The sequence below is a fragment of the Enterococcus sp. DIV0294 genome, from assembly GCF_050558155.1.
GTDB classification, from domain to species: Bacteria; Bacillota; Bacilli; order Lactobacillales; family Enterococcaceae; genus Enterococcus; species Enterococcus faecalis.
On sequence record NZ_CP187889.1, the window covers coordinates 1,259,277 to 1,273,460 of the forward strand.

Here is a 14,184-nt window from a genome sequence, read left to right on the forward strand (position 1 = left end):
TGGCACTTGTGATTCTGGGATTTTATGATATATTTCAAGATGGAGGTGCATTTAGTTGAAAACAGTAGTTATTATTGATGCATTACGAACACCAATTGGAAAATATAAAGGCAGCTTAAGTCAAGTAAGTGCCGTAGACTTAGGAACACATGTTACAACACAACTTTTAAAAAGACATTCCACTATTTCTGAAGAAATTGATCAAGTAATCTTTGGAAATGTTTTACAAGCTGGAAATGGCCAAAATCCCGCACGACAAATAGCAATAAACAGCGGTTTGTCTCATGAAATTCCCGCAATGACGGTTAATGAGGTCTGCGGATCAGGAATGAAGGCCGTTATTTTGGCGAAACAATTGATTCAATTAGGAGAAGCGGAAGTTTTAATTGCTGGCGGGATTGAGAATATGTCCCAAGCACCTAAATTACAACGATTTAATTACGAAACAGAAAGCTATGATGCGCCTTTTTCTAGTATGATGTATGATGGGTTAACGGATGCCTTTAGTGGTCAAGCAATGGGCTTAACTGCTGAAAATGTGGCCGAAAAGTATCATGTGACTAGAGAAGAGCAAGATCAATTTTCTGTACATTCACAATTAAAAGCAGCTCAAGCACAAGCAGAAGGGATATTCGCTGACGAAATAGCCCCATTAGAAGTATCAGGAACGCTTGTGGAGAAAGATGAAGGGATTCGCCCTAATTCGAGCGTTGAGAAGCTAGGAACGCTTAAAACAGTTTTTAAAGAAGACGGTACTGTAACAGCAGGGAATGCATCAACCATTAATGATGGGGCTTCTGCTTTGATTATTGCTTCACAAGAATATGCCGAAGCACACGGTCTTCCTTATTTAGCTATTATTCGAGACAGTGTGGAAGTCGGTATTGATCCAGCCTATATGGGAATTTCGCCGATTAAAGCCATTCAAAAACTGTTAGCGCGCAATCAACTTACTACGGAAGAAATTGATCTGTATGAAATCAACGAAGCATTTGCAGCAACTTCAATTGTGGTCCAAAGAGAACTGGCTTTACCAGAGGAAAAGGTCAACATTTATGGTGGCGGTATTTCATTAGGTCATGCGATTGGTGCCACAGGTGCTCGTTTATTAACGAGTTTAAGTTATCAATTAAATCAAAAAGAAAAGAAATATGGAGTGGCTTCTTTATGTATCGGCGGTGGCTTAGGACTCGCTATGCTACTAGAGAGACCTAAGCAAAAAAAAAACAGCCGATTTTATCAAATGAGTCCTGAGGAACGCCTGGCTTCTCTTCTTAATGAAGGCCAGATTTCTGCTGATACAAAAAAAGAATTTGAAAATATGGCTTTATCTTCGCAGATTGCCAATCATATGATTGAAAATCAAATCAGTGAAACAGAAGTGCCGATGGGTGTTGGCTTACATTTAACAGTGGATGAAACTGATTATTTGGTACCAATGGCGACAGAAGAACCCTCAGTGATTGCGGCTTTGAGTAATGGTGCAAAAATAGCACAAGGATTTAAAACAGTGAATCAACAACGCTTAATGCGTGGACAAATCGTTTTTTACGATGTTGCAGATCCCGAGTCATTGATTGATAAACTACAAGTAAGAGAAGCGGAAATTTTTCAACAAGCAGAGTTAAGTTATCCATCTATCGTTAAACGCGGCGGCGGCTTAAGAGATTTGCAATATCGTACTTTTGATGAATCGTTTGTATCTGTCGACTTTTTAGTAGATGTTAAGGATGCAATGGGGGCAAATATCGTTAACGCTATGTTGGAAGGTGTGGCCGAGTTGTTCCGTGAATGGTTTGCGGAGCAAAAGATTTTATTCAGTATTTTAAGTAATTATGCCACGGAGTCGGTTGTTACGATGAAAACGGCTATTCCAGTTTCACGTTTAAGTAAGGGGAGCAATGGCCAGGAAATTGCTGAAAAAATTGTTTTAGCTTCACGCTATGCTTCATTAGATCCTTATCGGGCAGTCACGCATAACAAAGGAATCATGAATGGCATTGAAGCTGTCGTTTTAGCTACAGGAAATGATACACGCGCTGTTAGCGCTTCTTGTCATGCTTTTGCGGTGAAGGAAGGTCGCTACCAAGGCTTGACTAGTTGGACGCTGGATGGCGAACAACTAATTGGTGAAATTTCAGTTCCGCTTGCTTTAGCCACGGTTGGCGGTGCCACAAAAGTCTTACCTAAATCTCAAGCAGCCGCTGATTTGTTAGCAGTGACGGATGCAAAAGAACTAAGTCGAGTAGTAGCGGCTGTTGGTTTGGCACAAAATTTAGCGGCGTTACGGGCCTTAGTCTCTGAAGGAATTCAAAAAGGACACATGGCTCTACAAGCACGTTCTTTAGCGATGACGGTCGGAGCTACTGGTAAAGAAGTTGAGGCAGTCGCTCAACAATTAAAACGTCAAAAAACGATGAACCAAGACCGAGCCATGGCTATTTTAAATGATTTAAGAAAACAATAAAAAAACAGTTCAGCAGAAATTATTCTGCTGAACTATTTTTTTTCACATTAGGTAGCCGTTTCAGGCCACGAATTGGTTTTACTTTTAAGACATCTAAGAAGAAAGTGAACACAGGGATTCCTACAATAAGTCCCCATACACAAAAGAGACGCTCACTAACTAATAAAATGACAAACGTATAAAAGATTGGTAACTCTGTTTTACTAGACATGAATTTAGGATTTAGCACGTAAGATTCAAATAAATGGACGATTGTAATTAAAGCTAAGATATAAATCACATCGTTCAAGCCACCTTGGGAATAAGCGATGAAACTTAGCGGAATGCAGGAAATAATCACACCAGCAACTGGGACTAAGCTCAAAATGAAGATCATAATGGCTAAACTAGGTAACTGAGTAAAGCCGATTATCGCCAAGGCCAAGGTAGTAATGACTGTATTCACCACAGCAATGAAAAACTGAGCTTCCATTACGACACCAAATGTGTTGACGAACTTGTTGGCAAAATAATAGATATCCTGAAAAAACCAATCAAAATCACTTTTTAAAAATAACTTAGAAAAATCAGCCATTTGCTTCTTCTCAATCATAAAGAAGAAACTTAAAATAAAGGACATGACAAATGATAAACCGACAGCGCCAATATCTTGAATGTAGCGTAAAATCATTGAAGCACCATTCTGGAGTTGAGAGAGTAAGTTAGATTTTTCCAAGTATTGATCAATAAATTGCAATACTTGATTTGTATCTGTATGTGGACTTTGATAAAAATCAACTACAGAATTAATCATTTGAGTCGTTTGGTTAACTAGAACGGGAACATATTTAGTAATCGCTAAATAGATTAGAAAAACAACCAATGCATAGGTTAAGAGAACGATGACAATCGTCGGGATTTTCATATAGCGTTGAACAAAATGGACCAAACGAACAGCTAAATAGGTAAAGATAAATGTTAAAAGAATTGTTGTAATCATGCTTCTGGATAAATAAAGCACAAAAATAATCAAAGCAAGGACGCAAAAACGTCGCAAACGTTCATTTTGAATAAATTTTTGATACAAACTCATAGGGGAAACTCCTTCTTTACTGAATAATCAATCCTGTTAAGAATAACATAACCATACCGATGGCAGCTAGGCCGCAAACAATAATATGGCGGCGTTTGTACATCACTACAATGGCGATGAACTCTCGAATAAACGCGTTAGGTAAAAAATAAAAAGCGGTTTTTGCACCAATGCCATCAGCTTTTAAGCCAGCCATTCGAGCGAAAAGACCCGCTCGGAAAAGGTGATAATTGTTTGTAGTAAAAATGGCTTGGAAATTAGCATTTCCAAAATCCTCAATCATTGTTTCTTTGGAAAAACGCATATTTTCTAGTGTGTTTTTTGAATGAGCTTCTACTAAAATATCATCATCAGGAATACCTTGTGTCAAAGCATACATTTTCATCGCGACACTTTCAGGAAGTAATTCATCGGGACCTTGGCCACCAGACATGACGATTTTTGGTGGATTTAACGTTGCGCGATTTTGAGCCTTGTAAAATTGAATGGCTTTGTTGATGCGGGCTTGCAATAACGGCGGCACAATCTCACCATTGATTAACCCCGAACCTAACACAACAATATAATCCTGTGTATATTTTGGCTGATTAAATTGATACAACGTAGAAACAGTTAAAAAATTATAAAAAACAAACGCGAAATAAGTCAAAATAAATGGCGCAATAGTTAAGGGTAAGGAGAGCCAAGTTGGTAACAACGATTGAAAAAAGAAATTATAAATTAATAGTAATGTTAAGCCAATTGCCAGCAACAACGTCAACAAGTTCCCTAGAGACCGACCTTCTTTTCTCATAACAACGACCGCATTCCAATAGAGGAAAATAATTAAAGCATAGATTCCTAGAGCCAAAGCAATTAAAATAGCTAGAATTGCAATAATTGCTAAGGTTATTAAAAAGTAGTTGTTTGTACGAATCGCAGTAATCCCTAAATAAGTCGCTAGAACCACAAGAAAAATATTAAATAATGTTCCATTCAGTAAACGTCTTTTTTCTTTGAAGTAGAAGAGCGCAAACAAGCCAAAAAAAGCAATGGGGATTAAAAAGAAGGCTGTACCACGAATGATTTCTAAATATAAAACATATGAGAAGAACATAAAGACAGTCCAGCCAAACATCCACGGTAACCAATCGTGTTCTTTTTTCTTTTTCCGCCACGAGGGAATGAAAAAGAGACCCAATAAATAAACACCTAAAAAGGTTAAATCACCATAAAATTGCATAAATAAACTCCTTTAAAACATTTTTCCTCTTCAGTATAACGAAAACTCTTCAAAAAAAATAGAGGAAGCACTTAGTTTCAGAAAGTTTTCTTGTTCTTTTTTTATAAAAAAAACCTGACGATTAACGTCAGGTTTTTGAGTCAGTATTGTTTAATTAAGCTTTAGTAACGTTAGTTGCTTGAGGGCCACGTTGACCTTCTTCGATTTCGAAAGTTACTGCTTGACCTTCTTCTAAAGTTTTGAAGCCGTCACCTTGGATAGCTGAGAAATGTACGAATACATCGTTTCCGTTTTCTGCAGTGATGAAGCCAAAGCCTTTGTCTGAGTTAAACCATTTTACTGTACCTGTTTCCATAATAAATATCCTCCTAGATGTGTGTTATAACACATTCATATTTTGCAATTACTTGAAAGGTGAAAAATGTGGAAGATGTTTATTTGAAACAGCTACCCATATTACCGAACAAAAACTACATCTATTACTATAGCATACTAACTGGTTTTTGTATAGCGATAACCTTATTTTCTTTTTTATCGGATGTTTTTTAAAAACTAGAAAGTGAAGATAAGGCTGTTATAGTGCTGTTTCAATAAGTCTCAGAAAAAAAGCCCATTGTAAGGCGCTTTCTTACAATGGGCTTTTTTCCTGTTTTTAATAACGGAGGATAGCCGCTAAAGATTTTTCATCTGGTGCAGCTTTTTGGTCTAAAACAAAAACTTGACCGCCGTTTTGAATGACTTGGTAAGCAATGGTGTTTAAAAGTTTGCGGCGATCGTACTCTTCAGATGACATTTCATTGTTTTCAGTAACAAAGAGTGACGTTGCAATAAAAAGATGGGAAATTTTGCCGTCAGCTGCCGCTGGCGAAATATCTGTAAATTGATCTAAGAATTTACGATCTAGTAATTTGTTATAAGAAGCTGTTTCTTTTTCTGTTAACTCTGCAGCTATTTTTTCACTAGCGCTGCGGATATCTTGAATGGTTGCTTGTGCAGGTGAAGCAGCAACTGAAATTGAGCAATCATAATAAGGATTTTTAGCAATCTTTTTAAAGAGTGTTTGGTTTTCTGGTAAAGCATAAAGATAAAGCGGTAATTTTTCAGGATTATCCAGTTGATCTTTTAAGAAAGTATCGACTGCTTGATAGTAGTTCACCCAATCAATTTCAACTTCTTTATCTTTAGTATTGATGCTATGATAAGCGACACCTTCTTTAGAACCGTTAGAACTACCTTGAGTTGAAAAGTTTAAATTACCACCCGTTAATTCATCACCTAAAGCTGTGACCACGTCTGTTGGCGCGTCTTTAGGCAATTCAACAGGAGTGACAGTCGTATGATCGACCTTGTAAAGTTTCATTGAATCGCGATTTAGAGCAAGTAGGTAATAATGGTAGTTAAATTGTTTGTCTTTGACTAGTCCAAGTAAATAAGGAATCGTGTCCACGTAATATTGATCGTCAACGGGCACATCTAATCGTTGAACAAAGGTGTTTTCTGGAGATAAGATGATTGAAACACTTGCTGTGCCGTTGCGCCAGAAGGAAGCATCAGCTAGAAGTGCGTCAATTTTTTCTTGGAAAACAGACCATTTTTCCTCAGGAAATTTTTTTTCAAAGCGTGTTTTTGCCGCTTTTGCAAAATTTTTCAAAACAAGCGAATCTTTTTCTACGTTTTGATGAGCGACATGGGTGTTAAACAAGAAAGTAACAAACGGTCCATGAACTTCTTCAGAAAATAATGTTGATAAGCTATCTTTTTTTTGATTTGCCATAATAAAATCCCCCTTCTAAAAGTAAGTGTAGCACAGGAAATCGAATGTTTAAAACAATATGTTCAATAAAAGAAAACGCTTTAAATAATCTAAATAAAGGACTGTTAATGGTGTTCTAATAAAAGTTTTATAAAAAATATAGCTGAAACTCATGATAAAAAAGGCACAAACTACTATACTTACGTTATGCCAATTATCCCGAATTGGTTTTTTCATACTTACTCCTACCAAGAGTAAATAACAACCTTCATTTCCACCACAGACGACGGTCGTGGTGGTTTTTTTTGTTTAGGTTCTAGTTTTTTTGCTATCAATTGACTAGGAGAAGTGAACGTTCTTTAAGAATTTGTCATTTCAAATTTACGGAACCGCAAGAAACGATTTGCTTCTTCCTCTAACTGAGTAATTTCTTCTTCTGTTAACTCTTCCGTAGTAATGTGAATATGTAACTCTTTTTGTGTGCTTGTCATAGGTGCCTGATGATTGATCTCTGTTTGTTGGGTGCGGCCCATTAAATAGTCCAAGGAGACAGAAAAATAGTCTGCTATTTTTAAAAGATTCTCTACTTTAGGCGAAGAGGTATCCCAACGACGAATTTGTCCATTGGAAATGCCGACGTTTCTTTCTAATTGGGCGAGGGTTAATTGCTTTGACTGAGCTAGTTGTTTAATGCGAGAAATTAAGGTCATTTCAAGTCCTCCTTGCGTTTTCCGTTTGCTAATTTTAAATTAGCGTAAAAGCGAATGGTTGTCAATTGCGAGCGTGTAATAAGAAGGTGAACATCTCATGAGTGATTTTTTAGAAAATTTCCGATGAAAAAAAGAAGAAATAGAGTTATTATTAGTAAGTAAACTGTTTTGGAGCGAGAGGGGATGAATCAATGGAGAAAATTAAAAGTTACCAAGAGGATTCTGAAGTGCAGAAAAATCGTTGGTGGATCTTAGTTTCTGTGGCTATGTTTACCTTCATGTCTACATTAGATTCCAGCATTGTAAATATTGCTTTACCGACTATTTCAAAAGAAATGTCCGTACCCATGAATCAAGCGGAATGGGTCGTATCTATTTATTTAATGGTTGTCTGTGCTTGTTTATTATTATTTGGAAAAATTGGCGACAGTTTTGGAAAAATAAAAGTTTATCGAATTGGCACGGTTATTTTTACGATTGGTTCATTACTTTGTGGCTTTAATCAATCGCTGAGCTTTCTATTATTTGCGCGAGTCGTTCAAAGTATTGGTGCTAGCATGACCATGGCGACCAATTCAGGAATTATTACGGAAGTATTCCCTTTAAATGAAAGAGGGCGGGCGCTCGGTGCAGTAGGTGCCTTTGTCTCTTTAGGCGCGATTGCTGGTCCTGGGATTGGTGGATTGATCTTATCAAACTTTTCTTGGTCGTATATTTTTTGGATTAATGTTCCCGTGGGGCTAGTTACAATTTTAATTGGCGAAAAGTTTCTACCAAAAGATATTACAAAAACAAAAGAAAAAATCGATTTTCCAGGATTTGCTTGTATTGCCATTGCGATTATGACGTTCTTCGGCGGGATTTTCCTCGGACAAGAGAGCGGGTTTGGCTCGTTACAATCCTATTTATTGTTCATTATTGCAGTAATCGCATTAGGATTATTTATAATGGTTGAACGGAAAAGAAAAAGCCCACTTATCAAGTTCGCAATTTTTAAAAACAAAATTTTTACTTTAAGTTTATTGTCCGCCGTTTTAATTTTTGCCTCAAACTTTTTTGTAAATGTTGTCATTCCATTTTATTTGCAGGATGCACGCAAACTAAGTGCTAGTTATGCTGGTCTATTAATGATGGTATTTCCGTTATTAATGGTGGTTGGGGCTCCTCTGAGTGGCTATTTGACGGATAAAATTGGCCCAGGTATTTTAACATTTGGCGGATTGTTGCTCTTGTGCTGTACGTCGTTAATGTATATGTTTTTAGATATGAATTCGCCTATCTGGTATTATGTGATTGCAACAGCCATTATGGGCTTGGGAAATGCACTTTTCCAGTCTCCAAACAATACAATGGTTATGAGCAGTGTTGAAAAGCAAGATTTAGGTGTAGCAGGAAGTATGAATTCTTTTGCTAGAAACTTAGGAATGGTCATTGGGATTGCGTTGTCAACGACCATTTTATATCGTGGCATGAGCGAAGCTTATGGTGAACGAGTAACCACGTATCTGGCTAATCGCCCAGATATATTTATTGTGGGAATGCGTGAAACCTTTTTTGTCGCCTTTCTATTATGTGTGGCGGCCTTTATATTAACGATTTTACGTTTTCGGAAAACAACCAAATAAGTAAAAAGAAACAGACGAGAAAGATTCATGATTTTTCTCGTCTGTTTCTTTACTAGCTAAGAAAATAAGCAAATGCGATTGTATATTTCTAATTCTCTGTTACAATAAAGAAAGTAAACTGTACTAAACTGTACTACTTTTAAGAATGAATTTGACGATTAATTATCATAAGAGTGTGTAGAAAATACCGTAGGAGGAATACAAATGGAACTGATAGGACATGGACATTCATGTATTGAAATTCATCTAAACGACGGCACGAACCTTTTATTTGATCCTTTTATTAATGGCAACCCTTTAGCGGACGTTTCACTTGCAGATTTACACCCTGATTACATCTTAATCACCCACGGACACAGCGATCATATTGGCGATATGCTAGCAATTGCTCAAGCCAACAAGGCAACGATTATTGCGATAGCTGAAGTGGCTACGTATGCGCAGTCGCAAGGGGTAAAAGCGCATGGAATGAATCTAGGTGGGCGTTACGTCTTTCCTTTTGGTTCGGTTAAATTTGTGCCAGCTTTGCATAGTTCCGGTTATGAAATAGACGGCGTAATGACCTACATGGGCGAAGCAAGTGGGATTATTTTAGAAGCAGAAGATAAAAAATTTATCACGCTGGTGATACGGCGTTGTTTTCAGATATGCGCCTTTTTGCAAAAGACAAATCCATTGATGTAGCGTTCTTACCAATTGGCGATAATTACACGATGGGACCAGAGGATGCGCTACAAGCAGTCTCTTACTTAAATCCCAAAATAACCATTCCAATTCATTACAATACCTTTCCTGTTATCCAACAAAATCCAGCAATATTCGTAGAGCAAGTAGTTGGCGGGAAAGTATTAAACCCAGGAGAGACGATCCTAGTTTAGGAGGAAATTATGGCGACGAAACATGATCAAATTTTAAAACATATTGAAGAATTACCAATTGGCGATCGAATCTCTGTTCGAAGCATTGCCAAAAGTTTAAGTGTTAGTGAAGGAACAGCGTATCGGGCCATCAAAGATGCAGAAAATATTGGGCTTGTTTCCACCATTCAACGTGTTGGTACGATACGAATTGAGCGGAAGTTAAAAAAACATATTGAAAAATTAACATTTGGTGAAGTGGTCCGGATTATTGAAGGGGATGTGTTAGGCGGTAGCTCTGGTCTAGACAAAGTCCTTAATAAATTTGTAATTGGTGCGATGACAGAAACCGCAATGACGCGATATATTACTCCCGGATCCTTAATGATTGTTGGTAACCGCCAAGGTGTGCAAAAGCTTGCTTTAGAAAATGGGGCAGCCGTTTTAATTACAGGTGGATTTGAAACATCTGAAGAGATTGCGCAGTTAGCAGATCGTCTGGGTATGCCTGTCTTGAGAACCACATATGATACATTTACTGTGGCTACTATGATTAACCGTGCTTTAAGTGATCAGCTGATTAAAAAAGACATTTTACTCGTCAGTGATATTTATACAGCGCTTGAAAAAACCAATTATTTATTGACAACTCAGACGATTGCAGATTATCAGGCATTATCTGAAAGTACCCATCATTCTCGTTTCCCAGTAGTAAATAAGAAATTACGTTTAGTGGGGATTGTCACAGCCAAAGATGTCATTGGTAAAAGTGAACATTTAACCGTGGATAAAGTCATGACAAAGGATCCCAATGTTGTGAAAAAGATGATGAGTGTAGCGAGTGTCAGTCATCAAATGATTTGGGATGGTCTAGAAGTCATGCCGGTGGTGGAAGATGATTTAGCGCTTGTTGGGATTGTTTCTCGCCAAGATGTGATGAAAGCTATGCAATTGGTGCAACGACAACCACAAATTGCAGATACAATTTCAGATCAAATTTCCGGGGAAGTGATGCCTGTTGAAGAAAATGGCAAAGAAACAACCCGTTTTCGTTTTTCGGTTGCGCCCCAAATGGTTAACAGTGTTGGTACCATCTCGTTCGGTGTCCTAAGTGAAATTATTTCTAACGTGACACAACGAACAATGTTGATGAATCAAAAAAGAAATGTACTAATTGAACAAGTGAATCTACATTATTTGCGGCTAATCCAGTTGGAAAGTGAATTGGACATTCGTCCACGGATTTTAGAAATTGGTCGTCGCTCTGCAAAATTAGATATTGAAGTTTATTTAGAAAATGTCATTGTGGCAAAAGCAATTGTTGTTTGCCAAGTGATGGAGAGAACGTAGGAGGCTACAAAGAATGGACGTAGTAAAAGAAATTATGGCAGCAATTAAACAATATGAAACAATTATTATTCATAGACATCAAAGGCCCGACCCAGATGCGATTGGCTCACAGGTTGGGTTAGCAGAACTCTTAAGAGCGAGCTTTCCTGAAAAAAATATTTATCAAGTAGGCGGACCAGTGGAAGGCTTAGAGTTTTTAGCTGAAATGGACGTTATTACTGACGATGTCTATCGAGGTGCATTAGTCATTGTAACAGATACTGCAAATGCTCCACGAATTAGTGATGCGCGTTTTTCTTTAGGCGATCAATTAATTAAAATCGATCATCATCCGAATGATGAACCTTATGGAGATTTAGTTTGGGTGAATACAAATGCAAGTAGTTGTAGTGAAATTATTGTTGATTTTTGGCAACAGCATTTAGCAGAATTAACGATGACAGATAATGCAGCTCGTTTATTGTATGCTGGGATTGTGGGGGATACAGGACGTTTTCTTTATCCTTCCACTTCGGCGCATACACTCGCTGTCGCTGCGCAATTGCGTACGTTTAACTTTAATGCCGCAGACTTAAATCGTGAGTTAGACCAAATGCCTTTAAAGGTTGCTAAATTAGCGGGTTATATTTATCAAAATTTAGAAATCGACGCAAATGGCGCTGCTCGTGTCGTTTTACCACAAAGTATTTTAAACAGTTATGATATTGTCGATTCTGAAACGGCAGCCATTGTTTCAATGCCAGGAAAAATTGAAGATGTTCTCTCATGGGCAATCTTTGTTGAACAGCCAGAAGGTTATTATCGCGTTCGGTTACGTTCCAAAGGACCAATCATTAATACAATTGCTAAAAAACATCATGGCGGCGGCCATCCTTTGGCAAGTGGCGCTAATGCACGTGATGCGGCTGAAATTGAAGTGATTTACCAAGAAATCCAAGCAGCTTGCCAAGAGTGGGCTCAAAAATAAATAAGTAATTAGAAAGTAGTTATCGGACGTTGATAAATCATTCGGACTACTTTCCATTCACTAGAAAATAAGGTAAAATGAAAAAGAATTATTTTTTACAAAGGAGAACGTCAATGACAGAGCAATTACCAAACTGCCCTGAATGTGGGTCGGCATATGCCTATGAAGATCGCGGATTATTTATTTGTCCAGAATGCGGTCATGAATGGTCACCAACAGAAGAAGTTGCAGAAGAAGGCTTAGTAGTCAAGGACTCAAATGGCAATCTTTTAGCGGATGGGGACAGTGTTACTGTAATCAAAGATTTGAAAGTTAAAGGTGCCAGTGGCGCAATTAAACAAGGCACAAAAGTGAAAAACATTCGTTTAGTGGAAGGTGATCATAACATCGATTGTAAGGTAGATGGCTTTGGTCCAATGAAGTTAAAATCAGAGTTTGTTAAGAAAAATTAAATTTCATTTGAATGATGAGACAGTAAGAGTCTAGGACACAACCATCGTCCTAGACTCTTACTAATGTTTATCGGTCTTGTATTTTATCATTGTACGAAGGCCGTGCCAAGCGTTGTAAAGTGTGAGGATTAACCCGATACCTAAAGGAATCCATAACCATTGCGGAGAATAAGCGGCATCTTTTAACGTTTCAGAGTTGATGGTCCATGATTCTTGCAATACTTGGAAACTAAAAACCATGAGAAATGTTGAAATAAGTAACAAAATAAACCGTAAATAATGAATCGTTGTTTGACGGTGAATCAGTGCAAAGAGTAAGTAGAGCACAAGTAAAAATAGCGGCACTCCAAACGCAAAATATGGCTGTAACATGAGAACGTCCTCCTTTTTCTTAATGATACTGCAAAGGAGAGGATTTGCAAAATAAAATTTATTGTTGGTACATTTTTTTAGAAACAAGTATAGTGTTATTGAGGCATTCATACTTGAAATTGTTTATCTTGGAGGGATTTTTATGGCAGTATATAGCGAACCAATTAAATGGGCAATCATTATTTTCCCGTTTCTAGCATTTTTTATTTCTGGGGCATTATTAATCTATGAATACCGCAAATATGGTTCATTTGTTTGGACACGAGCAATGATTTTGTATTCATTTGTTTTTTATTTATTATGTGCCTATTTCTTGGTAATTTTACCGTTGCCATCTCGAGCAGAAGTGGCTCAATACACAGGACCAACAATGGAACTGCGGCCTTTTCATTTTATTTCAGGGATTTTAAACGAAACTGTTTTTTCGATCAAAGATCCTAGTACGTATTTGCCAGCATTAAAACAACATGCCGTTTTAGAACCACTGTTTAATGTTTTATTAGTTTTACCTTTTGGTGTGTATTTACGGTATTATTTCAAATGTTCATTTTTAAAAACAGTTCTTGCGAGTTTTTTATTGTCATTATTTTTTGAATTAACACAGTTATCTGGCCTTTATTTTATTTATCCACGTTCGTATCGCTTGGCGGATGTCAATGATTTAATTAATAATACCGTCGGAGGCATAGTTGGTTATTGGTTGACGCCGCTCTTTACCTTTTTATTGCCAACACGAGAAGAAATTGATGCCACCTCTTATGAAAAAGGGCAGACAGTTAGCCTGTTAAGACGTTTCTTTGCATGGGGAATTGATTGGTTGGTGATTGGTTTTGTGCAAGGCCTGCTCGTTTTTGGACTAAATTTCATTCCAGCTTATAAAAATTGGGCAACCAATTATCCGATTTTTTCAGATCGGATGTGGTTCTTTATCATGGTTTTTGCGGTCTTTATCGTCATGATGAAACTGACAAATGGTCAAACGTTAGGTAAAAAAGTTGTTCGCATTCGGGTGGTTGAAACAGGACATGAAAAAATTCGTTTAAAAGCCTTGTTTGTTCGCTACGGTTATTTGTATTTTGTGTATGGTTTAATTAGTATTTATCTAGCTAATGCCACTGATTTATTGAATTCTTCTAATCGGATGTTGCAAATGGTGTCGTTGCTTCTGTATTTGTTCTGTTTAATTTTATATTTACTATTTTTGATCAACGTTTTGTTAACCTTGATTCGTAAAAAACGGCGTTTGTTTTATGAAAAAGCCAGCCACACTTATACAGTCAGTACATTAGAAGTTGCGAAAACAAAGGAATCAGCAGGTGAGTAAAAGTTGTTTTTGT

The 14,184-nt window shown here is 37.3% G+C and carries 12 protein-coding genes and 1 pseudogene; 7 read left to right on the plus strand and 6 right to left on the minus strand.

What is annotated here, in order from left to right:
- Positions 1-55: 55 nt before the first annotated feature.
- Positions 56-2,467 carry a hydroxymethylglutaryl-CoA reductase, degradative gene (locus IGJ20_RS06240; protein ID WP_202522506.1) on the plus strand — a complete coding sequence of 804 codons (2,412 nt, stop codon included), beginning with the start codon at positions 56-58 and terminating at the stop codon, positions 2,465-2,467.
- 19 nt (positions 2,468-2,486) lie between these two features.
- Here the strand turns inward: IGJ20_RS06240 and IGJ20_RS06245 are convergent, their stop codons facing one another.
- From IGJ20_RS06245 to IGJ20_RS06265, 5 genes are all read right to left on the minus strand, one after another.
- On the minus strand, positions 2,487-3,539 hold the full coding sequence (locus IGJ20_RS06245) for an AI-2E family transporter (RefSeq protein ID WP_202522507.1): 1,053 nt from the start codon (positions 3,537-3,539) through the stop codon (positions 2,487-2,489).
- A gap of 16 nt (positions 3,540-3,555) precedes the next feature.
- The gene (locus IGJ20_RS06250) at positions 3,556-4,761 is read right to left on the minus strand and encodes a YdcF family protein (RefSeq protein WP_010817250.1); all 1,206 of its coding nucleotides are present in this window, start codon (positions 4,759-4,761) and stop codon (positions 3,556-3,558) included.
- 154 nt (positions 4,762-4,915) lie between these two features.
- Complete coding sequence (locus IGJ20_RS06255; RefSeq protein ID WP_002357750.1) at positions 4,916-5,116, minus strand: cold-shock protein; 201 nt, start codon at positions 5,114-5,116, stop codon at positions 4,916-4,918.
- A 297-nt stretch (positions 5,117-5,413) separates the two neighbouring features.
- A complete protein-coding gene (locus IGJ20_RS06260; RefSeq protein ID WP_002365588.1) occupies positions 5,414-6,535 on the minus strand; it encodes a hypothetical protein in 1,122 nt (373 codons plus the stop codon).
- Positions 6,536-6,873: 338 nt separating this feature from the next.
- Positions 6,874-7,224 (minus strand): helix-turn-helix domain-containing protein, encoded by a 351-nt coding sequence (locus tag IGJ20_RS06265; protein WP_002357747.1) that lies wholly within the window; start codon positions 7,222-7,224, stop codon positions 6,874-6,876.
- Positions 7,225-7,415: 191 nt separating this feature from the next.
- Here IGJ20_RS06265 and IGJ20_RS06270 point away from each other — a divergent pair, with 191 nt between their 5' ends.
- The 5 genes and pseudogenes from IGJ20_RS06270 (at position 7,416) to IGJ20_RS06290 (ending at position 12,475) form a co-directional block, all read left to right on the plus strand.
- Positions 7,416-8,849, plus strand: a complete 1,434-nt coding sequence (locus tag IGJ20_RS06270) for an MFS transporter (RefSeq protein ID WP_002369482.1) — start codon at positions 7,416-7,418, stop codon at positions 8,847-8,849.
- A gap of 204 nt (positions 8,850-9,053) precedes the next feature.
- Positions 9,054-9,727, plus strand: a pseudogene (locus IGJ20_RS06275) (metal-dependent hydrolase).
- 9 nt (positions 9,728-9,736) lie between these two features.
- Positions 9,737-11,056 carry a DRTGG domain-containing protein gene (locus IGJ20_RS06280; protein WP_002357743.1) on the plus strand — a complete coding sequence of 440 codons (1,320 nt, stop codon included), beginning with the start codon at positions 9,737-9,739 and terminating at the stop codon, positions 11,054-11,056.
- Positions 11,057-11,069: 13 nt separating this feature from the next.
- Positions 11,070-12,023, plus strand: a complete 954-nt coding sequence (locus tag IGJ20_RS06285) for a DHH family phosphoesterase (RefSeq protein WP_002357742.1) — start codon at positions 11,070-11,072, stop codon at positions 12,021-12,023.
- A 113-nt stretch (positions 12,024-12,136) separates the two neighbouring features.
- Positions 12,137-12,475, plus strand: coding sequence for a zinc ribbon domain-containing protein YjdM (locus IGJ20_RS06290; protein WP_002357741.1), 339 nt, complete (start codon positions 12,137-12,139; stop codon positions 12,473-12,475).
- Positions 12,476-12,535: 60 nt separating this feature from the next.
- On the opposite strand, the gene IGJ20_RS06295 is transcribed toward IGJ20_RS06290, so the two are convergent.
- Positions 12,536-12,934: a hypothetical protein gene (locus tag IGJ20_RS06295; protein ID WP_202522509.1), complete on the minus strand. Its 399-nt coding sequence runs from the start codon at positions 12,932-12,934 to the stop codon at positions 12,536-12,538.
- 55 nt (positions 12,935-12,989) lie between these two features.
- Here IGJ20_RS06295 and IGJ20_RS06300 point away from each other — a divergent pair, with 55 nt between their 5' ends.
- Positions 12,990-14,171: a VanZ family protein gene (locus IGJ20_RS06300; RefSeq protein WP_202522510.1), complete on the plus strand. Its 1,182-nt coding sequence runs from the start codon at positions 12,990-12,992 to the stop codon at positions 14,169-14,171.
- Positions 14,172-14,184: the final 13 nt, after the last annotated feature.

Coding starts and splice junctions, on each gene's coding strand:
- IGJ20_RS06270 (WP_002369482.1), top strand. CDS start 7,416: ATGGAGAAAATTAAAAGTTACCAAGAGGATTCTGAAGTGCAGAAAAAT.
- IGJ20_RS06300 (WP_202522510.1), top strand. CDS start 12,990: ATGGCAGTATATAGCGAACCAATTAAATGGGCAATCATTATTTTCCCG.
- IGJ20_RS06280 (WP_002357743.1), top strand. CDS start 9,737: ATGGCGACGAAACATGATCAAATTTTAAAACATATTGAAGAATTACCA.
- IGJ20_RS06245 (WP_202522507.1), bottom strand. CDS start 3,539: ATGAGTTTGTATCAAAAATTTATTCAAAATGAACGTTTGCGACGTTTT.
- IGJ20_RS06255 (WP_002357750.1), bottom strand. CDS start 5,116: ATGGAAACAGGTACAGTAAAATGGTTTAACTCAGACAAAGGCTTTGGC.
- IGJ20_RS06250 (WP_010817250.1), bottom strand. CDS start 4,761: ATGCAATTTTATGGTGATTTAACCTTTTTAGGTGTTTATTTATTGGGT.
- IGJ20_RS06260 (WP_002365588.1), bottom strand. CDS start 6,535: ATGGCAAATCAAAAAAAAGATAGCTTATCAACATTATTTTCTGAAGAA.
- IGJ20_RS06290 (WP_002357741.1), top strand. CDS start 12,137: ATGACAGAGCAATTACCAAACTGCCCTGAATGTGGGTCGGCATATGCC.
- IGJ20_RS06285 (WP_002357742.1), top strand. CDS start 11,070: ATGGACGTAGTAAAAGAAATTATGGCAGCAATTAAACAATATGAAACA.
- IGJ20_RS06265 (WP_002357747.1), bottom strand. CDS start 7,224: ATGACCTTAATTTCTCGCATTAAACAACTAGCTCAGTCAAAGCAATTA.